The 25,586-nt window shown below is 71.3% G+C and carries 26 protein-coding genes and 1 tRNA gene; 17 read left to right on the top strand and 10 right to left on the bottom strand.

Going from position 1 to position 25,586, the window contains the following annotated elements:
• Nucleotides 1-15 precede the first annotated feature (15 nt).
• The gene (locus tag AB0J66_RS42385) at nt 16-516 is read right to left on the bottom strand and encodes a hypothetical protein (RefSeq protein ID WP_364673157.1); all 501 of its coding nucleotides are present in this window, start codon (nt 514-516) and stop codon (nt 16-18) included.
• A 241-nt stretch (nt 517-757) separates the two neighbouring features.
• Between AB0J66_RS42385 and dhaK the strand changes: the two genes are divergently transcribed.
• From dhaK to AB0J66_RS42360, 5 genes are read left to right on the top strand one after another with little or no spacing between them, the layout of a single operon-like run.
• A complete protein-coding gene (gene dhaK / locus AB0J66_RS42380; RefSeq protein WP_364673156.1) occupies nt 758-1,759 on the top strand; it encodes a dihydroxyacetone kinase subunit DhaK in 1,002 nt (333 codons plus the stop codon).
• A 5-nt stretch (nt 1,760-1,764) separates the two neighbouring features.
• Complete coding sequence (gene dhaL, locus AB0J66_RS42375; RefSeq protein ID WP_364673154.1) at nt 1,765-2,373, top strand: dihydroxyacetone kinase subunit DhaL; 609 nt, start codon at nt 1,765-1,767, stop codon at nt 2,371-2,373.
• Entirely contained in the window at nt 2,373-4,757 is a 2,385-nt protein-coding gene (gene ptsP / locus AB0J66_RS42370) for a phosphoenolpyruvate--protein phosphotransferase (protein ID WP_364673152.1), read from the top strand. Before dhaL ends, ptsP begins: the two co-directional genes overlap by 1 nt.
• The gene (locus tag AB0J66_RS42365) at nt 4,754-5,047 is read left to right on the top strand and encodes a cold shock domain-containing protein (protein ID WP_364673150.1); all 294 of its coding nucleotides are present in this window, start codon (nt 4,754-4,756) and stop codon (nt 5,045-5,047) included. Before ptsP ends, AB0J66_RS42365 begins: the two co-directional genes overlap by 4 nt.
• A complete protein-coding gene (locus AB0J66_RS42360; RefSeq protein ID WP_364673149.1) occupies nt 5,044-5,814 on the top strand; it encodes a glucose 1-dehydrogenase in 771 nt (256 codons plus the stop codon). The genes AB0J66_RS42365 and AB0J66_RS42360 overlap by 4 nt, the downstream gene beginning before the upstream one ends.
• Here the strand turns inward: AB0J66_RS42360 and AB0J66_RS42355 are convergent.
• Nucleotides 5,808-6,278: a hypothetical protein gene (locus AB0J66_RS42355; protein ID WP_364673148.1), complete on the bottom strand. Its 471-nt coding sequence runs from the start codon at nt 6,276-6,278 to the stop codon at nt 5,808-5,810. The genes AB0J66_RS42360 and AB0J66_RS42355 overlap by 7 nt on opposite strands.
• A gap of 97 nt (nt 6,279-6,375) precedes the next feature.
• Here AB0J66_RS42355 and AB0J66_RS42350 point away from each other — a divergent pair, with 97 nt between their 5' ends.
• Nucleotides 6,376-7,608, top strand: coding sequence for a carboxypeptidase regulatory-like domain-containing protein (locus tag AB0J66_RS42350; RefSeq protein ID WP_364673146.1), 1,233 nt, complete (start codon nt 6,376-6,378; stop codon nt 7,606-7,608).
• 14 nt (nt 7,609-7,622) lie between these two features.
• On the opposite strand, the gene AB0J66_RS42345 is transcribed toward AB0J66_RS42350, so the two are convergent.
• Genes AB0J66_RS42345 through AB0J66_RS42330 form a run of 4 tightly spaced genes read right to left on the bottom strand, consistent with a single transcriptional unit; the run spans nt 7,623 to nt 11,068 of the window.
• Nucleotides 7,623-8,801 carry an ABC transporter permease gene (locus AB0J66_RS42345; protein ID WP_364673144.1) on the bottom strand — a complete coding sequence of 393 codons (1,179 nt, stop codon included), beginning with the start codon at nt 8,799-8,801 and terminating at the stop codon, nt 7,623-7,625.
• Between the two features lies 1 nt (nt 8,802).
• The gene (locus AB0J66_RS42340) at nt 8,803-9,453 is read right to left on the bottom strand and encodes an ABC transporter ATP-binding protein (protein ID WP_364673291.1); all 651 of its coding nucleotides are present in this window, start codon (nt 9,451-9,453) and stop codon (nt 8,803-8,805) included.
• 5 nt (nt 9,454-9,458) lie between these two features.
• On the bottom strand, nt 9,459-10,508 hold the full coding sequence (locus AB0J66_RS42335; protein ID WP_364673142.1) for a peptidoglycan-binding protein: 1,050 nt from the start codon (nt 10,506-10,508) through the stop codon (nt 9,459-9,461).
• Nucleotides 10,505-11,068, bottom strand: coding sequence for a hypothetical protein (locus tag AB0J66_RS42330; protein WP_364673141.1), 564 nt, complete (start codon nt 11,066-11,068; stop codon nt 10,505-10,507). Before AB0J66_RS42330 ends, AB0J66_RS42335 begins: the two co-directional genes overlap by 4 nt.
• 114 nt (nt 11,069-11,182) lie before the next feature.
• Between AB0J66_RS42330 and AB0J66_RS42325 the strand changes: the two genes are divergently transcribed.
• Together AB0J66_RS42325 and AB0J66_RS42320 are read left to right on the top strand one after the other, a co-directional pair.
• Nucleotides 11,183-11,839, top strand: a complete 657-nt coding sequence (locus tag AB0J66_RS42325) for a response regulator transcription factor (RefSeq protein WP_364673140.1) — start codon at nt 11,183-11,185, stop codon at nt 11,837-11,839.
• Nucleotides 11,836-12,948 carry an ATP-binding protein gene (locus AB0J66_RS42320; protein WP_364673138.1) on the top strand — a complete coding sequence of 371 codons (1,113 nt, stop codon included), beginning with the start codon at nt 11,836-11,838 and terminating at the stop codon, nt 12,946-12,948. The genes AB0J66_RS42325 and AB0J66_RS42320 overlap by 4 nt, the downstream gene beginning before the upstream one ends.
• Nucleotides 12,949-12,995: 47 nt before the next feature.
• Here the strand turns inward: AB0J66_RS42320 and AB0J66_RS42315 are convergent.
• The 4 genes from AB0J66_RS42315 to AB0J66_RS42300 form a co-directional block, all read right to left on the bottom strand.
• Nucleotides 12,996-13,068, bottom strand: a tRNA-Arg gene (locus tag AB0J66_RS42315).
• Between the two features lie 115 nt (nt 13,069-13,183).
• Nucleotides 13,184-13,609, bottom strand: a complete 426-nt coding sequence (locus AB0J66_RS42310) for a hypothetical protein (protein ID WP_364673136.1) — start codon at nt 13,607-13,609, stop codon at nt 13,184-13,186.
• Nucleotides 13,610-13,629: 20 nt separating this feature from the next.
• Nucleotides 13,630-14,100, bottom strand: coding sequence for a helix-turn-helix domain-containing protein (locus AB0J66_RS42305; RefSeq protein ID WP_364673135.1), 471 nt, complete (start codon nt 14,098-14,100; stop codon nt 13,630-13,632).
• Between the two features lie 52 nt (nt 14,101-14,152).
• The gene (locus AB0J66_RS42300) at nt 14,153-15,151 is read right to left on the bottom strand and encodes an alpha/beta hydrolase (RefSeq protein WP_364673134.1); all 999 of its coding nucleotides are present in this window, start codon (nt 15,149-15,151) and stop codon (nt 14,153-14,155) included.
• A gap of 172 nt (nt 15,152-15,323) precedes the next feature.
• Here AB0J66_RS42300 and AB0J66_RS42295 point away from each other — a divergent pair, with 172 nt between their 5' ends.
• The 9 genes from AB0J66_RS42295 to AB0J66_RS42255 all read left to right on the top strand — a co-directional run bounded on the left by AB0J66_RS42295 (nt 15,324) and on the right by AB0J66_RS42255 (nt 24,786).
• Entirely contained in the window at nt 15,324-16,019 is a 696-nt protein-coding gene (locus AB0J66_RS42295; protein ID WP_364673132.1) for a single-stranded DNA-binding protein, read from the top strand.
• 77 nt (nt 16,020-16,096) lie between these two features.
• Nucleotides 16,097-17,299: a hypothetical protein gene (locus AB0J66_RS42290; RefSeq protein WP_364673130.1), complete on the top strand. Its 1,203-nt coding sequence runs from the start codon at nt 16,097-16,099 to the stop codon at nt 17,297-17,299.
• A gap of 124 nt (nt 17,300-17,423) precedes the next feature.
• Nucleotides 17,424-17,915, top strand: coding sequence for a hypothetical protein (locus tag AB0J66_RS42285; RefSeq protein ID WP_364673128.1), 492 nt, complete (start codon nt 17,424-17,426; stop codon nt 17,913-17,915).
• 51 nt (nt 17,916-17,966) lie between these two features.
• Nucleotides 17,967-18,911: a cobalamin biosynthesis protein gene (locus AB0J66_RS42280; RefSeq protein WP_364673126.1), complete on the top strand. Its 945-nt coding sequence runs from the start codon at nt 17,967-17,969 to the stop codon at nt 18,909-18,911.
• Entirely contained in the window at nt 18,908-20,434 is a 1,527-nt protein-coding gene (locus tag AB0J66_RS42275) for a cobyric acid synthase (RefSeq protein ID WP_364673124.1), read from the top strand. Before AB0J66_RS42280 ends, AB0J66_RS42275 begins: the two co-directional genes overlap by 4 nt.
• Before the next feature lie 70 nt (nt 20,435-20,504).
• A complete protein-coding gene (locus tag AB0J66_RS42270; RefSeq protein ID WP_364673122.1) occupies nt 20,505-21,560 on the top strand; it encodes a M48 family metallopeptidase in 1,056 nt (351 codons plus the stop codon).
• Nucleotides 21,561-21,599: 39 nt separating this feature from the next.
• The gene (locus AB0J66_RS42265) at nt 21,600-22,946 is read left to right on the top strand and encodes a dipeptidase (RefSeq protein ID WP_364673289.1); all 1,347 of its coding nucleotides are present in this window, start codon (nt 21,600-21,602) and stop codon (nt 22,944-22,946) included.
• A gap of 10 nt (nt 22,947-22,956) precedes the next feature.
• Nucleotides 22,957-24,423, top strand: a complete 1,467-nt coding sequence (locus AB0J66_RS42260; RefSeq protein ID WP_364673120.1) for an FAD-dependent monooxygenase — start codon at nt 22,957-22,959, stop codon at nt 24,421-24,423.
• Nucleotides 24,424-24,489: 66 nt separating this feature from the next.
• Nucleotides 24,490-24,786: a hypothetical protein gene (locus AB0J66_RS42255; RefSeq protein ID WP_364673296.1), complete on the top strand. Its 297-nt coding sequence runs from the start codon at nt 24,490-24,492 to the stop codon at nt 24,784-24,786.
• Nucleotides 24,787-25,586 lie beyond the last annotated feature (800 nt).

Genomic DNA, 25,586 nt, shown 5'->3' with positions numbered 1-25,586 from the left:
ATATACGTAAGTCGATCAGTGGGCGACCTTGAAGTCTTTCGCGCGCAGGCTCACCTGGGGCGCCGCAGCGGTCCCGACGGTGATGAAGAGCAGCTGGAGGGTGTTGCCGGGGTTGAGCAGCGTCTTGGGGGCCTGGATCTCGAGCCCCTCTTTGTTGGCGGCCACACCCTTGAGCGGCTCGGGCGGCGAGCTCGGATGGTCGTGGAAGCTGGCGGTCAGCAGGTGGAGGCGCCCGCCGTCGACCGTGACGGTCAGCGGCTTCTCGATGTCCTGCCGGGGGAGGCCGGCCCGGCCCACGTTGGTGGCCCGCACGACGTACAACCGCGGCGTGTCGAGCAGGACGCCGTCGAGGGTCAGCCCGATCCGGGGGCCGGCGATCGCCGGAAGCAGGGGAACCTCACGCACCTCGACGATCACCCGGCGGTGCCGGTCCTTGCGCTTGTCGAGGATGGTGAACAGGAGGCCGGCGGCGGCGACGGCCAAGGAACCGAGCGTGATGTAGACGGTGACTGCCATGTTGATCACCTCGAATCGTGGGCGTAGTGATCAAAAACCGCGACCTCGCTGGCGTCGAGGTCGCGGCCTTCATGGGTGGTGCCTGTCCTTTTTGCCCTTGACCCAGTAGAACATGCCACTTGGCTGTCCGCCAACTGTCAGTCTGCCATGTTGCAGATCGCGAAATCGGCGTCTCGTGCCGGGGCGATGATCGGGCGTAGCTTGAGCGGGAAGGTCGTTCCGTCAGCGGTGAGGAGCCACCATGAAGAAGCTCATCAACGACCCCGCCAACGTCATCACCGACGCCCTCCACGGCTTCGCCGCCGCCCATCCGGAGCTGCGCGTCGACTACGAGAACCGCATCGTGGTGCGCGGCGACGCACCCGTGCCGGGCAAGGTCGGCCTCGTCTCGGGCGGCGGCTCCGGGCACGAGCCGCTGCACGCCGGGTTCGTCGGGCCGGGCATGCTCGACGCCGCCTGCGCGGGCGAGGTCTTCACCTCGCCGGTGCCCGACCAGATGGTCGCGGCCACCCAGGCCGTCGACGGCGGCGCCGGGGTGCTGCACATCGTCAAGAACTACACCGGCGACGTCATGAACTTCGAGCTCGCGGCCGAGATGGTCGCCGCCGACAAAGGCACCGAGGTGGAGGCCGTGATCGTCGACGACGACGTGGCCGTGCAGGACAGCCTCTACACCGCCGGCCGCCGCGGCGTCGGGGCCACCGTGCTGCTCGAGAAGATCGCGGGGGCCGCGGCCGAGGAGGGCCGGCCCCTGGCCGCGGTGGCCGAGGTGGCCCGCAAGGTCAACGCGAACGCCCGCAGCATGGGCCTCGCCCTCACCTCGTGCACGGTGCCGGCGGCCGGCCGGCCCACCTTCGACCTACCCGACGACCAGATGGAGGTCGGCATCGGCATCCACGGCGAGCCGGGCCGGCGCCGGGTGCCGGTCGCGCCGGCCAACGAGATCGCCGAGATGCTGGTCAGCCCCATCCTGAGCGACCTCGACTTCACCGGCGGCGAGGGCGTGATCGCATTCGTCAACGGGATGGGCGCGACGCCGCTGATCGAGCTCTACCTGATGTTCAACGAGGTGAGCCAGCTACTGTCCAAGGCCGGCATCCCGGTGGCCCGGTCGCTCGTGGGCCCGTACATCACCAGCCTCGACATGGCCGGGTGCTCGGTGACGCTGGTGAAAGCGGACGACGAGATCCTGCGATTGTGGGACGCTCCGGTCCGTACGCCCGCCCTGCGACGTGGGGTTTGAGGCCTGTGGAGACGGCGGCGCTGAACGCGTGGGTCCGGGAGTTCGCGCGCCTGGTGGCGGAGAACAAGGAGCGGCTCACCGAGCTCGACTCGGCCATCGGCGACGGTGACCACGGCGTCAACATGGACCGCGGGATGACCGCGGTGGTGTCCGCCCTGGACGCGGAACCGCCGGACACGCCGTCGGCGCTGCTCAAGAAGGTCGGCATGACACTGATCAGCAAGGTCGGCGGGGCGAGTGGGCCGCTCTACGGGACGGCGTTCCTGCGGATGGCAGCCGCCGCGGGTGAATCGGCGGGTCTCGGTCCCGGCCCGGCGGAGTTCGGGAAGGTGCTGCGGGCGGGGCTCGACGGGGTGATCGCGCGGGGCAAGGCGTCGCTCGGGGACAAGACGATGGTGGACGCGCTCGCGCCGGCGGTCGACGCGCTGGAAACGGGCGGCGGTCTGCGGGAGGCGCTCGAAGCGGCGTCGCGAGGCCGCGACGGGACGGTTCCGATGGTGGCCCGGAAGGGCCGGGCCAGCTATCTGGGAGAGCGCAGCGCCGGGCACGCCGATCCGGGCGCGACGTCGGTGACGCTGCTGCTGCAGGCCGCGGCGACAACGCTGGAGGCCTGATGGTCGGGCTGGTGGTGGTATGCCACAGCCGCCCCCTGGCCCGGGCCGCGGTCGCCCTCGCGTCCGAGATGACGCGAGGGCAGCCGCTCTCGATCGAGATCGCGGCCGGGCTCAACGAGGAGACGTACGGCACCGACGCAGTCGCGATCATGGAGGCGGTGGTCGCGGCCGACAGCGGGGACGGCGTGGTCGTGCTCATGGACCTGGGCAGCGCGGTGCTCTCGGCCGAGACGGCTCTCGAACTGCTCGACGACCCGGGGCGGGTGACGCTGTGCCCGGCACCGCTGGTCGAAGGGCTGGTGGCGGCGGCGGTCGCGGCGGCCGGCGGGGCCGGCCGGGACGAGGTGGTCGCCGAGGCGCTGGGCGGGCTCGCCGGCAAGCAAGCCCACTTCGACGGGTTCGTCGCTGACGGCGGTGACGTTGACGCCGGGCCGTCCAGTTTTGTCACGGTGACCGATCCGCACGGGTTGCATGCGCGGCCGGCGGCTCAGGTGGTCGGTGCGGCGCGCTCCTTCGACGCGCGGGTCTCGCTGCGCAATGCGACCACGGGATCGGGCTGGGTGCCGGCGTCCAGCCTGTCGCGGGTGGCCACGCTGGGTGCTTTGCAAGGTCACGAGCTGGAGGTACGAGCGTCGGGGCGCCAAGGGCAGGAGGCGGTCGACCGGCTCGTGGCGGTCGTGGGATCGGGCCAGTCTAGTGCGCTTGACGGGGTGCCCTCGGAGTTGTCCACAGAACTTCGGTTGTCCACAGGGGTTTCTGCGCCGGCCGCCTTTTCGGAGCAGAATGTGTCAGGCGGGGGCCCCCCAGGGAGGGCGGGCTCTGCGGTTGGGGGTGCGGCGTCGCCGGGGGTGGCGATCGGGCCCGCGATGCGGCTGCGGGAGCCGTCCGTCGAAGTGCCCGACCAGCCGTCGCTCGGCGTGGACGTGGAGCGTGGCCGGCTGGAGGCCGCTTTGGACGAGACGCGCCGGGAGATCGCCCGCATCCCGGATCCCATCTTCGATGCTCACTTGCTCCTGCTCGACGATCTGCAGCCCGACGCGGCGGCCGGAATCGAGCAGGGGCTGGCTGCGCCGAAAGCCTGGCAGGCGGCCGTCGACGGGATCGCCTCTTCGTTCGACGCGTTGCCCGATCCCTATCTGCGGGGGCGCGCCGCCGATGTGCGGGCGGTCGGCCACCAGGTTCTCCGGGCGCTGCTCGGGGCGCCCGCCGCGGCCGTGACCGGTGACGGTGTGCTGGTGGCCGCTGACCTGACGCCCGCGGAGGCGGCCGGTCTCGACCCGGCCCGGATCGCCGGCGTGCTGTTGGCCGAGGGGAGTCCCACATCGCATGCGGCGATCCTGACCCGGACCCGGGGGATACCGGCCGTGGTCGGCGCGGGCCGGTCGGTGATGCAGATTCCGGATGGCAGGGTTGTCGCGCTCGACGGAAGCTCGGGTGAGGTCGTGGTCGGGCCCTCGGAGGAGGTGCTGGCCTCTTTCCGGGCGCGGGCAGCGCGGGAGGAGGGGCGGCGACAGGGCGCGCGGTCGCGGGCGGCTGATCCGGCGGTCACCAGCGACGGAACGCAGGTCCTGGTGGGGGCGAACATCGGCTCGATCGACGACGCGCGGGCGGCGGCGGCGAACGGGGCCGACCTGGCGGGGCTGGTCCGGACCGAGTTTCTCTTCCTCGACCGGGCCACCGCGCCCGATGTGGACGAACAGGTCGCGGTGTACCGTGCGATCGCCGAGGCGCTGGGTGGTCGCCGGGTCACCCTGCGCACGCTCGACGCGGGCAGTGACAAGCCATTGCCGTATCTTCCGGGGCCGGTGGAAGCCAACCCGTACCTCGGGGTGCGGGGGTTGCGGCTCTCCCTGACCCACCCGGCGGTCTTCGCCGAGCAGTTGCTCGCGATCGCCCGGGTGGCGCGGGAGACGCCGGTCAGCGTGATGTTCCCGATGGTCACCACCGTGGACGAGCTGCGCCGGGCCCGCGGGATGCTCGACGAGGCCGTGAACCGGGCCGGTGGTGGCCGTCCCGACGGGCTGCGGGTGGGCCTGATGGTCGAGGTGCCGGCGGTTGCGCTGCGGGCCGCCGAGTTCGTTCCGTACGCCGACTTCTTCAGCGTCGGCACCAACGACCTGACGCAGTACACCCTGGCCGCGGAACGCGGCAATCCCGCGCTGATGTCCCTTGCTCGTGGCCTGGACCCGGCCGTGGCCCGGCTCATCGACGAGTTGGGCCGGGCCGCCGCCGGCCGCGTCCCGGTGGCCGTCTGCGGCGAGGTGGCGGCCGACGAGCAGGCCGTCCCGCGCCTGCTGGCCGCCGGGGTCCGGCAGCTGAGTGTGGCGCCGGCCCTGGTGCCCCTCGTCAAACAGTCCGTTCGTTCAGTGGGAGTTGATCAGTGAGCACCGGTGTCATTCGTGAGTGGAACGGCGACGAGGGCTGGGGAGTCATCGACTCCACGGAAACGCCCGGCGGATGCTGGGCCCATTTCAGCGCGGCCGCCGTCGACGGCTACGTCAGCTTCGGCTCGGGGGAGCGGGTCGACTTCGAGTGGGAGGCGCCCGGCCAGGACGGTTTCCCGTTCCGCGCGCTCAAGCTGTGGCCGTCGGGGTCGTCGCCGGTCGCCCGCCCCTCTTCGAGCGGCGGCGCCTACAGCAGCACCCTGTCCCTCCACTTCGACGAGCAGCCGTGAGCATTTCGCTGCCGGCCTTTTCCCTGGAGGGGCGGAAGGCGCTGGTCACCGGGGGCAATCGGGGCCTGGGGTACGCCTTCACGGAGGCCCTGGCGTTGTCGGGCGCGCAGGTGGCGTTCGTCGGACGCGACGCCGCGGCCAACGACGAGGCGCTGCGGCGGCTCGCGGGTTCGGGCATCGAGGCGTACGGCATCTCAGCCGACCTGACCCGGGACGGCGACGTGGAGCGGGCGGTCGACGAGGCGGCCGGCGCCCTCGGCGGCCTCGACATCGTGGTGAACAACGCCGGCGTCTGCTTCCACAACCCGGCCTGGGACGCGACCGACGACCAGTGGGAGCAGGTCTTCGACCTCAACGTCCGCGCGGTCTGGAAGGTCAGCCTGGCCGCGGGCCGCCGCCTGCGCGACACGGGCGGCGGCGCGATCGTCAACATCGGCTCCATCTCGGGCCTGATCGTCAACCGCCCGCAGATGCAGGCCCCGTACAACGCCTCCAAGGCCGCCGTCCACCAGCTGACCAAGTCGCTGGCCGCGGAGTGGGCGCCGCACAACATCCGGGTCAACGCGGTCGCGCCCGGCTACGTCAAGACCGAGATGGCCCCGGTCGACCGCCCCGAGTTCCGCCGCATGTGGATCGAGGACACACCCCAGCAGCGCTACGCGACCCCCGAGGAGATCGCCCCGACCGTGGTCTACCTCTGCTCACCCGCGGCCTCCTTCGTGACCGGCGCCGTGCTGGTCATCGACGGCGGCTACACCGTCTACTGACCGCCGTAACCGAACAGGTAGTCCGGCGTGCGCCGATGCTCGCCGAGCCCGGCGGTGTCGAACTCGTCGAGCCCGCCGTCGGCCCGGACTCCCAGCACGCGAAGCGCCGCGTTGATGTCCGTCACCCCTTCGACCCGCCGGCCCGCCTCGAAGGCGCACGCCCACTGCTCGCCCATCCCGCCGAAATACTCGGTCATCACCAGCGCGAACGTCGGCGCCGGCCCGGACACCGCGGCCGCCAGCGCGGCCACGACTCCCTCACGCGGGAAGTCACCCGGAAAGTCGGCGGGCACGTCGAGCATCGACGTCTCGCCCCGCTTCGCCTGCCAGTGCTCCGTGTAGGCGGGGCTGAGGTGGACCAGGCGCAGACCCGCGTCGAGTGGCATGCCGTGCACATCCCACTCACGGGCCGCGCCCTCGTCGAACGGTTCCCGCACGATCAGCGCGCAGATGTTGTGACCCACGTGAGCACGCTAGCCCAGCTGTGACGCAGCTCTTACTGTCCATGTGGTCATTACGAGTTACGTTAATAACCACGTGGTCAGCAAAACGGAGGTCGCCGTGAACGCTCATGCCGGTGCTCCCCAGCCCACCTGGGGACGCGTTCTTTCCCTTCTCTGGTTCCCCTTCTTCTTCGCGGCCGTGATGTCGGTGGTCTACGTCGTGGGCATCTCGCACCCGGCGCCGACGGCGGTGCACCTCGGCGTCCTCGACGCGGCGCCCGTGCACCTGCCGGCGGGCATCGACGTCGAGAAGGTCAACACCATCGACGCCGTACGGACCGACGAGCTGGCCGGTGTCTTCGACTCGGCCACGAGCACGCTCTACGTCTCGTCGGCCGGCAGCGGCACGCGCGCCGACTATCTGACGGCGGTGCTTCAGCCGGCGCACACGGTCGACGTGGTCCCCACGGCGAGTGGCGACGTCACCGGTGTCGGCCTGTTCTTCTACGGGCTGCCGCTCCTGCTGGTCGGCATGATCACCTCCTTCATGATGCTGCAGTTCGGCACGTGGCCGATGCGCCGGAAGGTCGTCACGCTGGCCGCCGCGGGCGCGTTCGCCAGCGTCTTCGCCTACGCGGTGGCGGTCGGGCGCGACGTCATCCCGGGCGATGAGTGGTTGCTGCTCTACGGGTTCCTGCTGACCCAGGCGATCGGGTGGATCACCACGGCGCTGCCGCGCTTCGTCAAGCAGTTCACCATGCCGGTGGCGATGACCTTCGTGCTGCTGCTCGGGCTGCCGACCGCCGGCGGCACGGTCAACGCCGACATGCTTCCGACGGTGTTGCGCTGGCTGCACAACGTCCTGCCGTTCGGGCAGTTCATCGAGGTGGCGCGGTCGAGCGCGTACTTCGGCGGTCACGGGCTCGGGCGGCCGCTCGCCGTCCTGATCGCCTGGGTGGTCGCCGCCGCGGCCCTGCTGGCCTGGGCGGCCCGGCCGCCGAGGCCGAGCGCCCCGCCGGTCGCCGAGGAGACGGGCCACCGCCTGAACGGAACCGTCCGCACCACCGCCGGCCGGCCGGTGCCCGGGGCCACGGTGCTCACTCTGGACGACAACGGCCGGGAGCTGGTCCGCACGACGACCGGCGCCGACGGCGGGTACGAGGTCGGCAACGTCCGCCCCGGCCTGCATCACCTGGTCGTCACGGCCGCCCACCACGAGCCCGAGATCGTCACGATCGGCGTGCACCAGCGCTACAACCGGGCCCGGGACATCACCCTGATCGACTGGAACGACCCAGCGGGCCCGCTCACCTCGCAGGAGATCGACGAACGCCGCAGCCTCGTGAGCTGATGCTCGCCGGGGCGTCATGACGCCAGCGCTTCCGTCGGCGCCAGCCGGGCGGCGCGGATGGCCGGGTACAGCCCCGCGACCGCCCCGATGCCCACGGTCGCGCCCACGCCGCCGGCCAGGGCCCAGGCCGGCACCACGGTCGGCCAGGTCTGCGTCATCGCGTAGAACCCCGTGACGACGTAACCCAGGAAGACCCCGGCGGCGCCGCCCAGCAAGGACAGCAGCAGCGACTCCGCGACGAACTGGAGGCGGACCTGGCCCCGGGTCGCGCCGAGGGAACGGCGCAGACCGATCTCGGCCCGGCGTTCCAGCACCGAGATGACCATCGTGTTGGCCACCCCGATGCCGCCGACCAGCAGCGCCACCGCCCCCAGACCGAGCAGCAGGGCGGTGAACGCGTCGTTGGTGGCCCGGCGGGCGGCCAGCGCGTCGGACGGCTTGGACACCTTGACCTCGGTCGGGTTCTCCGGGTTGGCGGTCGCCGCCAGCACCCCGCGGACCGCCTCGACCTGGGCGTCGACCGATCTGGTGTAGACGGTCGTCGGATGACCGTCGAAGCCCAGATAGGTGCCCGCGGCGTCCCAGCCGACCAGCGCCGCGTCGTCGATCTCGGGCGCGAGGGGCACCGGCTCGAGCACGCCGACCACCGTCCACCAGCGGCCGTCCATGTAGACGGTCGGCGGATGGCCGAGCCGCCGGGCCGCGCCCGAGCCGAGCACCACGGCCGGGTATCTCCCGGTCGCCGCGTTGAGCCAGACGCCGTCGGCGAGCGCGCCGCCGACGGTCTCCAGCAGCGCCTGCTCGGCCGCGAGGACCGCTATCCCGCTCGTCTCGCCGGACGGGATCCTGTCGGTCCGGTAAACCCCGGTGTCGCCGACCGAGCCGGTCGCGGTGGCGGCGAGGACCGGGCCGATCCGGCGGATCATCGAGACCGAGGCGTCGGGCAGCGTCGCCTCGTCGCCGAACATGGTCTGCCCCGGCGCCACCGTCAGCATGTTCGTGCCGAGCGCGGCGAGCTCCCGGTCGAGGTCGGCGCGGCTCGACGACGAGATGCCGACGACCGCGATCATCGCGGCGATGCCGATCGCGATGCCGAGGGCGGAGAGCACCGCCCGCAGCGGGCGCGCTTGTAATCCGTACCCCCCGAGGCGGAAGAGATCCGCCAAGCGCAACTTCGCGGGTTGCCAGGCCATGTCAGATCACCCGGCCGTCGCGCATGGGGACCTGGCGAGGCAGGCCGCCCGCGATCTCGTGGTCGTGGGTGATCACCATGATCGTGGTGCCGGCCGCATTGAGCTCGCGCAGCAGCTCGACCACCCCCGCGCCGGAGACCGAGTCGAGATTGCCGGTCGGCTCGTCCGCGAGCAGCACCGCCGGGTCGCCGGCCACGGCCCGGGCGATGGCGACCCGCTGCCGCTCGCCACCGGATAGCTCGTGCGGTCGATGGCTGAGCCGGTCACCCAGACCGACCCGGACCAGGGCAGCCTCGGCCCGCCACTCGCGCTCCTTCTTCGGCATGCCCGTATAGAGCAGCCCGTCCGCCACGTTGGCCACGGCGTGGCGCCCCCGCGCGAGATGGAACTGCTGGAACACAAAGCCGATCCGTCGGGCCCGGAGCGCCGACAGCTGCCGGTCGGACAGCGTCGCCACGTCGTGCCCGTCGATGCGCACGGTGCCGTGGGTGGGCCGGTCCAGCGTGCCGATGAGGTGCAGCATCGTCGACTTGCCGGAGCCGGACGGCCCGACGATCGCGACCAGCTCGCCGTACTCGACGGCCAGATCCACCGAGCGCACCGCGGTGACCCCGCCGGGGTAGGACTTGGTGACGCCGGCCAGCTCGATCACGGCGCTCATGACGGGACCACCACCCGCATCCCGGCCTGAAGACCGCCGCCGGAGACCTCGACCTCGCCGTCCGCGAACAAGCCCACCTTCACCGCGACGATGTGGCTGCCGCCGGTCTCCGCCACCTCGACGCCGTAGCCACCCTCGGACAGCGCCAGCAGCGCGGTGACCGGAACGGCCAGCACGTTCTCCCGCTGGGACGAGGTGAAGTCGACGGTGACCGCGGCCTCGTCCAGACCCTGGGGTGACTTCGCGAAGGCGATGGTCACCTGGATCTTGGTGGTGTCCTCCTCGTTGCCCTGACCCGGCTCGACCACCGTCTCGACCTCGGTGATCCGGCCTTTGGTCGCGCTCCCGTCGGGCATGGTGACGTCGACCGTGGCGCCCCGGCGAGCCAGGCGCTGGGCGTCCACGTCGAGCGAGACCGTGGCGACCATCGTGGTGCCGGTGGTCTGGAGCAGCTCGGCGCCGGGCTGCACCACGGCGCCGCGCTCGACGCTCAGTGAGTCGACGCGGACCTGACCCGGCGCGTACTGGATCTGATCCGTCCCGACCGCCCCCGTTTCCTCCCGGCCGAGATCGTCCTGCCATTGCTCGACGGCGTCGGCCGTGGCCGAGGTGTACTCGTCGTCGACGGTGAATCCGCGGTAGCCCAGCGCCCACAAGTTCTTCTCGAACTGCCGCACGTCGCCGCCCTCGACGCCGGGCTTCAAGGTGCGGTAGGCGGGCAGTGATCCGTACAGCAGGGTGACGGGTCTGTTGTCGATCTTGTAGAGGGGCCGGCCTCGGGTGACCGTGCTGCCGGCGGCGGCCAGCGCGGTCACCGTGCCCTGCGCGCGGGCCGAGATCGTGGACGTGTCGCCGTGGCCCAGCGTCCCGTCGTGGGACTCGCTGTCGACCAGGGTCTGCTTGGCCACCTCGACGGTCTTCTGTTCCTTGTCGGTGGTGGTGCCGTCGGTGCTCTCCGCCCGCGGCAGGTTGAAGGCGGTCACCGCCGCGGCCACCGCGCCGACGGTCAGCACGCCGGCCACGACGCCGGTGCTCCGCCGGCTCATGCCGGCTGCCCTTCCTCGTGGCGCTCCAGCGAGGCGCCCTCAGGCTGGTATTTCGCGCAGGCCTTCTCGGCCTTGTCGAAGGTCGGCTCGCCGGGGCCGGTGCCCAGCTTCTTCGGGTCGAGCTGGATGCTGCCGTCCGGCTTGGGGTCGGGGAAGTTCGGCACGCCGTTCTCCCGCATGCACTTGGCCATCTGCCGGGCCAGCTCGATCATCTCGGGATCGGGCGTGGGCCGCTCACCGCCGTTGGGCGCGAACTCCTTGCAGGCTTCCTGGGCCTGCTCGAGCTTCTTCGGGTCGAAGCCCTTCGGCGTCTTGATGGTCGTGCGGCCGCCCGGATTGGGGTCGGGCCACCAGGTGATGCCCTCCTTGCGCATGCACTGCGCGAACTTGAGCGCCATGTCGGCGTCGGGTGTCGCCGGCGCGCTCGGGCTCGCCCCGGGCGTCGCGGCGCCGGACTGCGCGGTCGCCACTCCCGTGCCGTCGTCGGCGTCGGCGCGGGCGCACCCGGCCGCCACCAGAGCCAGCATCAGACTTACGGCCAGCAGCTTCGCTGTTCGCATCTCCAACCTCCCGTGCTCGCTGTCACCGGACGAAGTAGAGCGGACCGCGGGTTTCCCGGCCGTCACGAAAAAACGTGACGCCCAGGTGACACTCCGGCGCGGGAGGATGGGCACATGCGGATCCTTGTGGTCGAGGACGAGCCGCTGCTCGCCGACGCGGTGGCGCAGGGGCTGCGTCAGGACACTCACGCGGTCGACGTGGTCTACGACGGCGCCGCCGCCCTCGAGCGGGTCGGTGTCAACAACTACGACGTGGTGGTGCTCGACCGCGACCTGCCGGCCGTGCACGGCGACGACGTGTGCCGCGCGCTGATCGAGCGGCACGGGGACACCCGCGTGCTGATGCTGACGGCCGCCGCGGGCGTCGACGACCGGGTCACCGGGCTGATCCTCGGCGCCGACGACTATCTGCCCAAGCCGTTCGCGCTGCGCGAGCTGTCGGCCCGCGTCATCGCGCTCGGCCGCCGGTCCCGGCCGGCGGCGCCGCCGATCCTGCGCCGGGCCGGGATCAGCCTCGACCCGCACCGCCGCGAGGTCTTTCGCGACGGTCGCTACGTGCCGCTGTCGCGTAAGGAATTCGCCGTGCTGGGCGAGCTGCTGCGCGCCGACGGGACGGCGGTGTCGGCCGAGACCCTGCTCGAGAAGGTCTGGGACGAGAACGCGGATCCGTTCACCCACGCCGTCCGCATGACGATCCTGAAGTTGCGGCGCAAGCTGGGCGATCCGCCGGTGGTGCTCACGGAGCCGGGAGTGGGGTATCGGATCTCATGAAGCTCACCGTGCGCGGCCGGCTGACCCTCGTCTACGGGGGTCTGTTCGTCCTCGCCGGGCTGGTGCTGCTCGGCGTCACGTACGTGCTGGTGTCCCAGCGGTTGCCGATCGGTGAGGCCAAGTTCGAGACCACCTCCGTCCCGCAACCCGCGCCCGGCGACCGCCTCCAGGTGCAGCAGATCATCGAAGGGACCCGCGCGGGCACCCTGCACACCATGCTCACCCAGGGCGCGATCGCGCTGGGGACCGTCAGCGCGGCCGCCATCGCGCTCGGCTGGCTGATCGCCGGGCGCATGCTGCAGCCGCTGCAGCAGATCACCGAGACGGCCCGGCGCATCGCCGACGCCCCCGACGCCGACCGCGGCCTGCACGAGCGGATAGCGCTGACCGGCCCGCAGGACGAGATCAAGGAGCTGGCCGACACCTTCGACGTCATGCTGGCCCGGCTCGACCACTCCTTCGACGGGCAGCGCCGCTTCATCGCCAGCGCGTCACACGAGCTGCGCACCCCGCTGACGCTCAACCGCACCCTGCTGGAGGTCGCGCTCGCCCGGGAGGAGGCCTCCGAGGAGGTACGCCATCTCGGCGGCACCCTGCTCGAGATCAACGATCGGCACGGCCGGCTGATCGACGGCCTGCTCGTGCTCGCGCAGTCGGACCGCCCGGTGGTGGAGCGCTCCTACGTGGACCTGGCCGACATCGTCGACCACGTGGCCGTCTCCGACACGGTCAAGGTGATCACCACCCTCGACGAGGCGTCCGTGCTCGGCAATCCGGTCCTTCTGGAACGTATGGTGCAAAACCTCGTGGAGAACGGCGTACGGCACAACAGACCCGAAAACGGGTGGGTGCATGTGAAGACCGGGACGATCATGGGCCGGGTGATCCTCGAGGTCACCAACTCCGGGCCGGTCATCCCCCGCTACGAGGTGCCCGGCCTCTTCGAGCCCTTCCACCGCTACGGAACGGCGCGCCTGCACTCGCCCGGCGCGGGCCTGGGCCTCTCAATCGTCCGGGCGGTAGCCCGCGCCCACGACGGCGACGTCCACGCCGACGCCCTCAGCACAGGCGGCCTGACCATCACTGTGAGCCTGCCCCAGGCCCCCTGACCGAGACCTCGGCCTTACGAACGTTTCCGCTGCTCAGAGGGGGTAAGCGCGCCCGGCAGGATTCGAACCTGCGACCGATGGATTAGAAGTCCATTGCTCTATCCGCTGAGCTACGAGCGCGTGGGCCAACAGCCTATCTTGCCGACGGCGACCCGGGGGTAACCAGGCGTCCCCTCAAAACCACCCGGAATGTCTATGCCGGCCCGACCGCTCGGCCCCCTCGTTCCGGACCCGCTCACCAGATCCGGAAGCGCTCGTCGGTCCTGAGCAGGAAGGCGAAACGCCCGGCCCCCGCTTTGTCCAGGCTGTCGATCGCGGCGTCGGCTGCCGCCTTCTCGCTGAGCGGGTCGCGGCGCTGCCAATAGGCGACCTGGGACAGATGGCGCCGCCGCACCAGCTCGGCGTGGCGGTCGGCCATAAGGCAGAAGAACTCGTCGACGTGCTGAACGTCGATGCCGGCGTTGATCTGGTCAAGGCAGCGCTGGAAGTCGTCGATGTCGCTGTCGTTGGTGAGCAGGATGTCGACCCCGCCTGCGTGGGCGGCGGCCAGCACGTGATGGTCGTTCGGATCCGCTGGCTGGGGGACCGACTGCGGATCCCAGCCCATCACCTTCGCCTCGGGGAAATGCTCATCGAGCTGATCGCGCCAGTGTGGTCTCATGTCCTCAAGCGACAGTCGATTCACTCGTAGATAGCAAGGTCATCCTGGTCGGCCATCAGGGCTTCGTAGGCCTCACGCTGTTGGGCGACTCGCCGACGGCGGTAAGCCAGGAGGTCGGCCAGGGCCACCCGGCGGTGGGTTCCCACCTTGTGCGACCTGATTTCTCCCTTGTCCAGCAGGGCTGTCAGCGTCGGGCGGGAGACGCCGAGGGCGCGGGCGGCCTCGCTCGTGGTGAGCTCCCGAGCGACCTCGCTCACGGCCACTCCGTCGCCACGATCCAGCACGGCGCTCACCTGCTTGAGCAGGTCGACGAGGAGTGGTGGAAGGGTGACCGTCTCGGCGTCGCCGACCCCGAGGCGTACCTCGGCTCGATCTGCCTTTGAGAGGAGGGCGAAGAGCGACTTGAGGGAGTCGTGTTCCGGACTTCCCCGGCGGGTGGCCGCCTCGGAGAGTTGCAGGGCGGTGGCCGCCAGGGTGGTTGCCGCACTCATGCGCACCCGCGTGCGACACAAACGCAATATCTGCAAGCCGCTTCCGTTTATTTCACCTGCCGGCGTCCTCTGGGGCTGGGGGGACCTCGATCTCCGGGGTGCCGACCGGGGGGAGGTACGCGTCGGCCCAGCGGCCGAGTTCGCGGAAGACGTCGATGCGTACCTCTTTGCCGGAGAGGGTCAGGTCGTGCATGCCGCCGTCGAAGCGGGCGATCGAGACGCGCGGGCCGAGGCGGGGGGCCCAGCGGACGATGTGCTCGACGTCCAGCACCGAGTCGGAGGTCCTCAGGTCGTCGTGCCAGGCGCGGCCGCGGAAGGTGCGGGACGAGCAGGCGACCAGGATCGGGGCGTCGATCGACAATCCGGCGCGTAGGCGCCTTTGACCGCGGCGAATGGCTTCGAGCCAGCCGGTGGTGACCGGGAAACCGAGTACGGGCTTCCAGGCCAGGTCGTATGTCCATTCACCACGGTGCTCGGTGTGCAGGCTCTGACCGTAAAGGCCGAGATTCGCCATCGGGATCTTCCGATAGGGCGCACGCCGGGAGACACCGATCGCGGCCGCCATGATCGGGCGTTTGACCAGCCAGGGCACGTTGAAGTCGAAGAACGGGCTGTTCAGGAAGAGGCCGTCGACGATGCCGCGGCCCTGCCGGGAATGCGACCACAGCGACGTGATGAGCCCGCCGGTGGAATGGCCGGCGACCAGCAGCTGCTCGTGCCCGTCGTCCTCGCGGATGATGCGGGCCGCCTCGTCGAGCTCCGGGTAGTAATCGGTGAGGCTGCGGGCGAAGTTCGGCGTCTGGTGGGGCAGCAGGCTACGGCCGTACTTGCGCAGGTCGAGCGCGTAGAAATCCCAGCCGTGCTCGACGAAGAAATCGGCCAGATGGGTCTGGAAGAAATAGTCCACGAAACCGTGCACGTAGAGCACGGCGCGTTTCTGCGGCTTCTCCGGGCGCCGGCGCACCAGCGTGGCGATGACCGCGCCCTCGTCGTCGGAACCCAGGTCGATCGTGTGCCGCTCGTACGGCGCGCCAAGAACGTCGGTCTCCACGGGCCCAGGCTACCGACCGGTACCGCCCGCCGCGCGCCATATCAGATCGCCTTGGTCACGGCCGGTTTTCCACAGTGCGCCCGTTGTCCACAGACCCAGAGTCAAGATCCCCCGGCCGTACGCGGTGACGGCCAGACTGCCGCTGTCAACGTCACCCACAGGAGGTCACACCGTGTTCGACACCAACCTCGTAGTCGTCGGCAACGTTCTCGCCGCCCCGGAATGGCGCCGCGTCAGCACCAACGGCAACCTCGTCGCCAACTTCCGGATCGCCTCGAACTCGCGCCGTTTCGACCGCGAGACCAACGCCTGGGTCGACGGCCACAGCTTGCGGATCCGGGTGTCCGCCTGGCGCAAGCTGGCCGAGGGTGTCGCCTCGTCGATCACCGTCGGCGACCCCGTCATCGTGTACGGGCGTCTCTACAGCCGCGACTGGAAGGACGAACAGGGCAACAACCGCATCTCGTACGACATGGTGGCGTACTCGATCGGCCACGACCTGGGCCGGGGCCGGGCCCGGTTCTTCCGGCAGAAGGCGCTGCCCGGCGGCTCCGCGATCGAGGACGCCGAGGCCGACCTGCTCGTCGGCGGTGAGCCGTCGATCCCGGTGACGGCCGAGGAGGTCCCGGCCGGGTACGGCGAGGGCATCCCGGAGACCGACACGCCGGAGTTCGCCGAGCCGCCGGTCTTCCCGGAGGTCCCGGCCGAGCTGTCGCCGGTGGCCGCGGTCGCGGAGAAGCCGGCCACGGAAGAGACGGCCGACGACGACTTCACGCTCGAGGTGGAGCGGCTCACGAATGAGCAGCCCGCCACGCCCGCCCGGCGCGGCCGGCGTTCCTCGGCCAAGCGGGAGCCGATCGCGGCCTGACCCGTACCGCCCGGCCGGCGACCGCCGGCCGGGCATCCATCTATCGAACGGAGGTGCATCGCCTCTAGAGTCGGCCGGTGCTCGAACGGCGACTGGCGATTCTTACGACGGCCCTGATGGGCGCCGCGATCCTGAGCGGTTGCGGCGACGACGCGGTCCCGGCCGAGTCGGCGCCGACACCCGCCACGACCGCGACAACCGTCGCACCGCCGACCAAGGCCGCACCCACGTCCCAGCCGCCGGCCAGCGAGAAGGCGGGGGCCAGCGAGAAACCGCCGGCCGGCGAGAAGGCGGCGAAGACGCTGCCCAAACCCGGCAACCCGGCCGGCCACGCAGGCGTCCCGGCCGAGGCGCGCGCGGTCGACACCAGTCACCCGGACCGGACGGTCGGCAACGGCACACCGGCCGGCTGCACTTCGGCCGCCGTGGTCAAGGCCGTCGCTCAGGGCGGGATCATCGCGTTCGACTGCGGTCCCGACCCCGTCACGATCACCATGTCGGCCACCGCCAAGGTGCGGAACACCAGCTCCACGGTCGTGCTCGACGGCGGCGGCCGGGTCACGCTCAGCGGCGACGGCCGGCGCCGGATCCTCTACATGAACACCTGCGACAAGGAGCTGACCTGGACGACCTCGCACTGCAACGACCAGGAGACCCCGCGCCTGACGGTGCAGAACCTCGCCCTGGCCCGGGGCAACAGCGCCGGCCAGACCGCCGAGGGCGGGGGCGGCGGCGCCATCTTCGCCCGCGGCGGCCGGCTCAAGGTGGTCAACTCCCGGTTCACCGGGAACCGGTGCGACAGCACGGGCCCCGATCTGGGCGGCGCCGCCATCCGGGCGCTGGACCAGAGCGGCGGCCGCCCGGTCTACGTCGTGAACAGCACCTTCACCGGTGGCCAGTGCTCCAACGGAGCCGCCCTGAGCAGCATCGGAGTTTCCTGGACGGTGCTCAACAGCGTCTTCAGCGGCAACTCGGCGATCGGTCACGGGGCCAACCCGGCCCGCGGCGGCACGCCCGGTGGCGGCAGCGGCGGGGCGATCTATCTGGACGGCAACAACTTCACGCTCACCCTGGACGGCACCGTCGTCAAGGACAACAAGGCCAAGGAGGGAGGTGGGGCCATCTTCTTCGTCAGCAACGACCGCACCGGCACGCTGAAGATCCGCAATTCGAAGCTGCTCCACAACCCGAACGCCGGCTTCGAAACCGCCGGCCTGCCCGGCGTTTTCTTCCTCGGTCAGGGCAAGCCGTCGACCAGCGGCTCGACAGTGGAGAAGTAGCGGAAAGGGCCGGACGGGTGAGGGTCACCCCCGAACGGGGTGGGCCGATCGTGCCGCTTTAACCGGCCGCCCGGCCGACCTGCCCGGTTGGTCCTGGCGTGGCCGCGCCCGGCAGACTGGGGCCGTGCTGTTGAAGGAGATCCGCGCGATAGCGGGCGAGACGTTGGTGCTTGCGCCGCACGACCAGGACGCCGAGACGGTCAACACCAGCTGGTTCGGTGCGCCGCTGCACGAACGCATAAGCATGACGGCAGAAGAGGTCGTCTCCGCTTTCGAGGAGACCGCCGAGCTGCTGCGGGATCAGGTCGCGGCCCTGCGACACGGCGGGCCGGCGACGTTCTACGTGTGGCACGACCCGGAGGCGGGGCAGCTGCGCTGCTCGACGCGCTCCTGCGGCCACGACCAGTTGCCGTTCGAGACGACCTACCGGACGACGGGCGACCTGCAGTCGATCGTCGTCGAGTTCCTGGAGGATCGCGCGCCCGGCGCGATCGCGTGGGGCCAGATGGAGCCGGTCCCGTTCCCCGACGATCCGGTCGCCGACGAGCCGGAGGTGGCCGTGTGGGTCTGTGACCTGAGCACCGCGGCCGCGGAGCGGGGCGTGGTCTCCGGCTAACGTTGCCGCGCGGCAACGGTGAAGCGGCACAGGAGGACCGAGATGGCGAGCATGAGACCCGGTACGGCGGACGCCGCCGGACTGATCACGGGTTACCTGCTCGACGCGGTACTCGGTGATCCACGCCGCTTCCATCCGGTCGCCGGGTTCGGCACGGCGGCCGGCGCCCTGGAGCGCCGCCTCTACGCGCCGACCCGGCGCTCGGGGGCCGCGTTCACCACGATCGCTGTCGGTGTGCCCGCCGCGGCCGGGCTGGCCGCGGCGGTCGCGACCCGCCGCCTGCCGATCGCCCGGGCCGCCCTCGTCGCCGCCGCGACCTGGACCGTGCTCGGCGGCCGGACCCTGCGCCGCGAGTCGCGGATCATGGCCAAGCACCTGGACCGCGACGACCTGGCCGCCGCCCGGGGCCGGCTCAATCACCTGTGCGGGCGCGATCCGTCCCAGCTCGACGCGCCCGAGCTGGCCCGGGCCACCGTCGAGTCGGTCGCCGAGAACACGTCCGACGCCGTGGTCGCGCCGCTCTTCTGGGGCGGCGTGCTCGGCCTGCCCGGCCTCCTGGCCTATCGGGCCGCCAACACCCTGGACGCGATGGTCGGGCATCGATCGGAGCGGTACGCCCGGTTCGGCACCGCCGCGGCCCGGCTCGACGACGCGCTCAACCTGGCCCCGTCGCGCCTGACCGGCCTGCTCACGATTGCCGCCGCGCCGATCGCGGGCGGCTCGCCGCGCGAGACGCTGCGGGTCTGGCGCCGCGACCGTAATGACCACCCCTCGCCCAACGCCGGGCAATGCGAGTCGGCCATGGCCGGTGCTCTCGGCGTACGGCTCGGCGGTCGAAATGTCTATTTTGGCCGAAGTGAGACGCGGCCGTTCCTCGGGGACGGCCCCGAGCCGAGACCCGTGCACCTGCGGAGGGCCGCGCGTGTGTCCGGTCTGGTCGGTTCTGGTGCTGCTGTGATTGCCGCGGGAACGGCTCTGGCCAGGAGGTGCCGATGAACGGCCTACTGGTCGCCGGCACCACCTCGGACGCCGGCAAGAGCGTGCTGACCGCCGGGATATGCCGCTGGCTCCATCGCCGCGGGGTCAAGGTCGCGCCGTTCAAGGCGCAGAACATGTCCAACAACTCGGTCGTCGTGCTCGGCCCGGACGGCCGCGGCGGCGAGATCGGCCGGGCCCAGGCCATGCAGGCGGCGGCCTGCGGCATCGAGCCCGACCTGCGCTTCAACCCGGTCCTGCTCAAGCCCGGCAGCGACGTGTCGAGCCAGGTCGTCCTGCTCGGCCAGGCGATCGACACCGTCACCGCCGGCAACTACCGGTCGATGAAGCCGCGGCTGGCCGAGACCGCGCACGCCGCCCTGGCCGAGTTGCGGGCGGAGTACGACGCGGTGATCTGCGAGGGCGCCGGCAGCCCGGCCGAGATCAACCTGCGGGACGGCGACTTCGTCAACATGGGCCTGGCCCGGCAGGCCGGTCTGCCGGCGATCGTGGTCGGCGACATCGACCGGGGCGGGGTCTTCGCCGCCCTTTTCGGCACGGTGGCGCTGCTGGAGCCGGCCGATCAGGCGCTCGTGGCCGGCTTCGTGATCAACAAGTTCCGCGGCGACCTGGGCATCCTCGCGCCCGGGCTAGACATGATCACCGCCGCCACCGGGCGGCCCGTGCACGGGGTGCTGCCGTTCCACCTCGACGTCTGGCTCGACGGGGAGGACTCGCTGGCCTACGGGCGGGTGATCGGGCGACCGGCCGCCCCACGCGGCACGGAGTGGTTGCGCGTGGCCGTCGTACGGCTGCCCCGGGTCTCCAATGCCACGGACGCCGAGGCCCTGGCCGCGGAGCCGGGGGTTCGCGTGCGGATGACCGTCGAACCGGCCGAGATCGCCGACGCCGATCTCGTGGTGCTGCCCGGCTCGAAGTCGACGGTGAGTGACCTCGCCTGGCTGCGGGAGACCGGTCTGGCCGGGGCCGTCCAGGCGCACGCGGCCGCCGGCAAGCCGCTGCTCGGCATCTGCGGCGGCTTCCAGATGCTCGCCCGCACGATCCACGACGACGTCGAGAGCCGCCGCGGCACCGTACCCGGCCTGGGCCTTCTGCCCGTCGACATCACCTTCGGCCCCCGCAAGATCCTCGCCCGGTCCCAGGGCCACGCGTTCGGCGCGCCGGTCACCGGTTACGAGATCCACCACGGCTTCGTGTCAAGTCAACAGCCAACACCCTTGGTGACGTACGCCGACGGGCGCGCCGAAGGAGCGAGGTCCGGCCCGGTCTTCGGCACCCACTGGCACGGCGCTCTCGAGTCCGACGAGTTCCGCCGGCGCTTCCTCACCGAGGCGGCACGGCTGGCCGGGCGGCACGGGTTCACGGTCGCGCCGGACACGCGCTTCGCCGGCCTGCGCGAGCGTTCGCTGGACATTCTCGGCGATCTGGTCGAGGAGCACCTGGACACCGACGCGCTGTGGCGGCTGATCGAGCAGGGCGCGCCGGCCGGACTTCCGGTCATTCCGCCGGGAGCACCTGGTTAAAGGTTGCGTTCCGGAAGTACCTTGAGCCTGGCGTGTTCAGGCCCGGAGCTCAGGACGGGGTGTGGGATCGATGACGACCGACGAGGAGAACCGCCCGGTCCGCCGGCGGGTCACCCTGACCGGCATCAGCTCGCGGGCGTGGGAGCACCCGGCCGACCGGGGCGCGCTGACCGCCCTGCGTGAGCTGCGCGGCTTCGACGACGTGGTCAAGGCCTTCTTCGGCATGTGGAACGAGCGCGGTTTCCGTCTGCAGTTCCTGGCCGGGGCCATCCGCGTCGACCACCGGCAATACCCTCGCGTCTACCAGCGCTTCACCGAGGCCGCTCAGACCCTCGACGTGGTCGAGCTGCCCGAGCTGTTCGTCTCGCAGGACCCGATCATCAACGGCTCCGCGATCGGCCTCGACAAGCCGTTCATCGTCGTCACCACCGGCGCCGTCGAGCGGCTCGACGACGACGAGCTGCGGGCCATGCTCGGTCACGAGATCGGCCACGTCCGCAGCGGTCACGCCGTCTACAAGACGATCATGATGATCCTCACCCGCTGGGCGGCCAACCTGAGCTGGCTGCCGGTGGGCGCGATCGCGCTGCGGGCGATCATCGCGGCGATGTTCGAGTGGTGGCGCAAGGCCGAGCTGTCGGCCGACCGGGCCGGCCTGCTGGCCGGTCAGGACCCGGCGGCCTCGCTGCGGCTGCTGATGAAACTGGCCGGCGGCGGCGACCTCTCCCAGATCGACACGGCCGCCTTCCTCGAGCAGGCCGCCGAGTACGAGAGCGGCGGCGACCTCCGCGACAGCATCCACAAGATCGGCATGACCGCGTGGAGCACCCACCCGGTCCCGGTCGCGCGCGCCGCCGAGCTACGCAAGTGGGTCGACTCGGGGGCGTATGCGCAGATTCTCGGCGGCGACTACCCGCGCCGTGACTCCGACGGCGACGCCTCGGTCTCCGAGGACGTGAAGGCCGCCGCCCAGTCGTACCGCGACAGCTTCAGCAACTCGCAGGACCCGCTGGTCGGCCTGCTCCGCAAGCTCGGCGACGGCGCGGGCGACCTGGCCGGCTCGGCCGTGCGCGGCGCCCGCAACTGGGCCAGCGACGCCTCCCGCCGAGGCCGCAACGACGGCTGACTTTATGTCGGAGGCCGCGCATAGGATCGGGTCATGAGTTTGAGTGAATCCGATCTGCGCGCGGCGATCGCGCGGGAGCTGCCCGGGGTCCGGGCCGACCTGGAGCGGCTGATCCGCATTCCCGGCATCGCCTTTGAGGGCTTCGACCACTCCCACGTGGAGCGGTCGGCCGAGGCCGTGGCCGAGCTGCTGCGCGGTGTGGGCCTCGAGGTGCAGATCGTGCGGCACGGCGGCCAGCCCGCCGTGATCGGCCGTAAGGCGGCCCCGGCCGGCGCGCCGACCGTCCTGCTCTACGCGCATCACGACGTCCAGCCCGTCGGCGACCTGAGCAACTGGACGAGCGACCCGTTCGAGCCGCAGGAGCGCGACGGCCGGCTCTACGGCCGCGGCGCCGCCGACGACAAGGCCGGCGTGATGGCCCACGTGGCCGCGCTGCGCGCCTTCGGCGACCAGCTGCCGGTCGGCGTGGTCGTCTTCGTCGAGGGCGAGGAGGAGTACGGTTCCGATTCGCTCGACGCGATCATCCAGGCCCACCTCGAGGAGCTGCGCTCCGACGTCATCGTAATCGCCGACTCCGGCAACTGGGACATCGGCGAGCCCGCGCTGACCACCTCCCTGCGCGGCCTGGTCAACCTGTTCGCCGAGGTCAAGGTGCTGCGCAGCGCCGTGCACAGCGGCATGTTCGGCGGTGCCGTGCCCGACGCCCTGATCACCCTGTCCCGCCTGATCACCACGCTGCACGACGAGCACGGCGAGGTCACCGTCGACGGCCTGGTCGGCCGCGAGGGCGCCCCGGTCGACTACCCGGAGGATCGTTTCCGCCACGAGGCCGGCACGCTCGACGGCGTCCAGCTGATCGGCAAGGGCACCATCACCGACCGTCTCTGGACCAAGCCGGCGATCTCCGTGCTCGGCATCGACGCGCCCCGCACCCTGGAGGCGGCCAACGCGCTGCAGCCCACGGCCAAGGCCAAGATCGGCGTACGGCTGGCGCCGGGCGACGACCCCGAGTCGGCCTATGCGGCGATCAAGGCTCACCTGGAGAAGCACGTTCCGTGGGGCGCCGAGGTCGAGGTGACCCTGGAGAGCCTCGGCTCACCCTGCGTGATCGACGCGACCGGCCCGGCCTACGAGGCGGCCCGCGCCGCCTTCACCTCGGCCTGGGACGGCACGTCGCCGGTCGACATCGGCGTGGGCGGCTCGATCCCGTTCATCGCCACCTTCCAGGAGCTGTTCCCGCAGGCCGCGGTCCTCGTCACCGGCGTCGAGGACCCGTTCTCGGGCGCGCACGGCCCCGACGAGAGCCTGCACCTGGGCGAGTTCGAACGGGTCTGCGTGGCCGAGGCCCTGCTGCTGAAGAACGTGGCGGACACTTTGACCAAGTGAGGAGCGGCCGATGGCCGAGCTGACGTGTGACGTGCTGGTGGCGGGAGCCGGTCCGACCGGGCTGATGCTCGCCAACTGGCTGATCAAACTCGGGGTCGACGTGATCGTCGCCGACGGCAAGGAAGGGCCCACGCGCGAGTCACGGGCCCTCGTCGTCCAGGCGCGCAGCCTCGAGATCTACGACCAGCTCGGCCTCGGCGACCTCGTGCTGAACGCCGCCCACCGGGCCGACGCGCTGGCGCCCGGCTTCGGTGACCGGGCGTTCGGGCGCATCCCGATCGGCCCGCTCGGCGGCGAGGTCACCCCGTTTCCGTACATCCAGGTCCTGGAGCAGAGCCGCAACGAGGAGATCCTCTACGAGAATCTCCAGAAGATCGGCGGCCGCGTCCACTGGGAGACGCCGGTGACAGCCGTGACCCAGACCGAGGACGGCGTGGTCGCCAAGGTCGGCAACGACACCGTCCGGTCCCGCTTCTGCGTGGGCTGCGACGGAGCCAACTCGATCGTCCGCAGGGCCCGCCGCATCCCGTTCGAGGGCGTCACCAACCCGCACCGGTTCTTCGTCCTCGACGCCGCGGCCACGGGCGGCCTGGTCGAGAACGCGATCAACGTGCGCCCCGGCCGCGCCGACTTCCTGATCGGCTTCCCGATGCGCGGTCGCGGCAACTGGCGGATCATCGGCCTGGTCGGCGACGAGGAGCTCGGCGAGGAGGACGTTCGGCCGCGCATCCGCCGGTTCGGCGTCACCTACAGCGAGGCCCGCTGGTTCGCGACGTACAAGGTGCACCACCGGGTCGCGGCGGCCTTCCGCGACGGCCCGTTCTTCCTGGCCGGCGACGCCGCGCACGTCCACTCGCCGGTCGGCGGCCAGGGCATGAACACGGGCCTGCAGGACGCCCACAACCTCGCCTTCAAACTGGCCGACGTCGTGCACGGCCGCCGCAAGGACGCCTGGCTCGACCGGTACGAGGCCGAGCGGCGCCCGGTCGCGAAGACGCTGGTCGCCACCACGGACCGGATCTTCGGGCTGGTCACCTCCCAGCGGCTCGCGGCTCGCGCCCTGCGGGCACTCGCGGTGCCGTTGCTGGCGCCGATGGGTGTACGGGTTCTGCCGCGCGCCTCGGGTGGATCACGCCTGTTCCAGTACGTGTCGCAGATCCGCATCCACTACTGGATGACCACCGGCGCCCAAGCGGCCTCGGGCGGACGGCGCGACGAGGTGGTCGGGCGCCGGCTGCCCTGGACGGGCGGCAACTTCGACGTGCTGCGCGAGCTGACCTGGCAGATCCACGCCTACGGGGGAGTGGCCGAGGCGGACGTGCCCGACCTCGGCGTGCCCGTTCACGTCTTCGCGCCCGCGCCGCGGACCGGACTGGTTGCGGGCCGGCTCTACCTCGTACGGCCCGACGGATTCGTAGCCGCCGAGGCGGCGCCGAGCGAGGCCGTTATCGCGTTCTCTCCCCTGCTTACAGGCTGAGAGGCGGGCTTCGTCACAAGGAGTGAACTGGTGCGCGAGGCGGCTGCGTCCTGTTAGGATTAGAACATGCGTTCGAACAAAGTGCCTGCCTCGCTTGTCCCGGTGGTGCGGCCGATGCCGGTCGGGCCGCGCAACACCATCGACCGCCTCCGCGACCATGAGCGGATCCAGTCGATCGCGCGCCTCCGCTCCGCGGTCCTGGCCATGGACTCGGTCGACGTCGCCGACTGGGACGACTCCGCCCTCACCGATCACCTGGAGGAGCTCTCGGCCACCCTGGTCGCGATCGACGCCCAGGTGAGCCGCGTCGCCGACCAGGTCCGCGCCCGCGGCTTCCGCATCTCCGAGCCCCGCGCCGCCTGACCCACCTCGCCACCCGCCGCCTGACCCACCTCACCCCGCCGCCGATCACCCGCCGCCATCACGTGTCGCCGCCCCGCGTCCCTCCGCGCCCGTCCCTCGCCGCCGCTTAGCGCCGCCCTCAACCTCGCGTGTCCTCCCATCTCCGTTTGTCGCTGTCCTTCGTCCACCAACCGCTTACCGTCATCTGCCGTCCGCCCGGAGCTCGTCGCCGCCTGCCCGGGGCTCGTGACCGGCCGGCGAGCCGGGCGGTTGCTGGCTGCCGCCGCATGGGGGCTTGCTGCCCGGTGCCTCTGTGCGCGGCTTGCTGGTGGGGTGCCTCCCGCGTGAGGGCTTGTCCTCGGTTGCCGCGCTAAGCCGTCGCCAGCTACCGCCACGCGCCGACCCTTGCCTGCTGAGGCCATGCCGGAGCTCTTGTCTGTTGCTGCCGCGCGGGGATTTGCCTGTTGCTGCCGCGCGGGGGTTTGCCTGTTGCTGCCGCGCTGAAGCCGTCGCCAGCCACCGCCACGCGGCGGCCCTTGCCTGTGCCGCCATGCGGGAGCTCTTGCCTGTGCCGCCATGCGGGAGCTCTTGCCAGTCGCGCGCGAGGGCTTTGCCCGTTGCCGCGCGGGGGCTTTTGCCTGTTGTCGCGCGGGCTTGCCTGTTGTCGGCGGCGTGGGCCGTTGCCGAGCGCCGCTGAACAGGGCTTGCTGACGGCTGTCGCTGCGCGGTCACGTCCGCTGGCGTGGTGTATGAGTCGCCATCGCTGATCCGTGTGGGTTGATGTTATGCGGCGATTCCGGCGGGCTGGTCGGGTTCGGTGT

The organism is Actinoplanes sp. NPDC049598 (assembly GCF_040675435.1).
Lineage (GTDB): Bacteria > Actinomycetota > Actinomycetes > Mycobacteriales > Micromonosporaceae > Actinoplanes.
The sequence above is the reverse complement of the archived record's forward strand: the minus strand, read 5'-3'. Positions and strand labels throughout refer to the sequence as shown.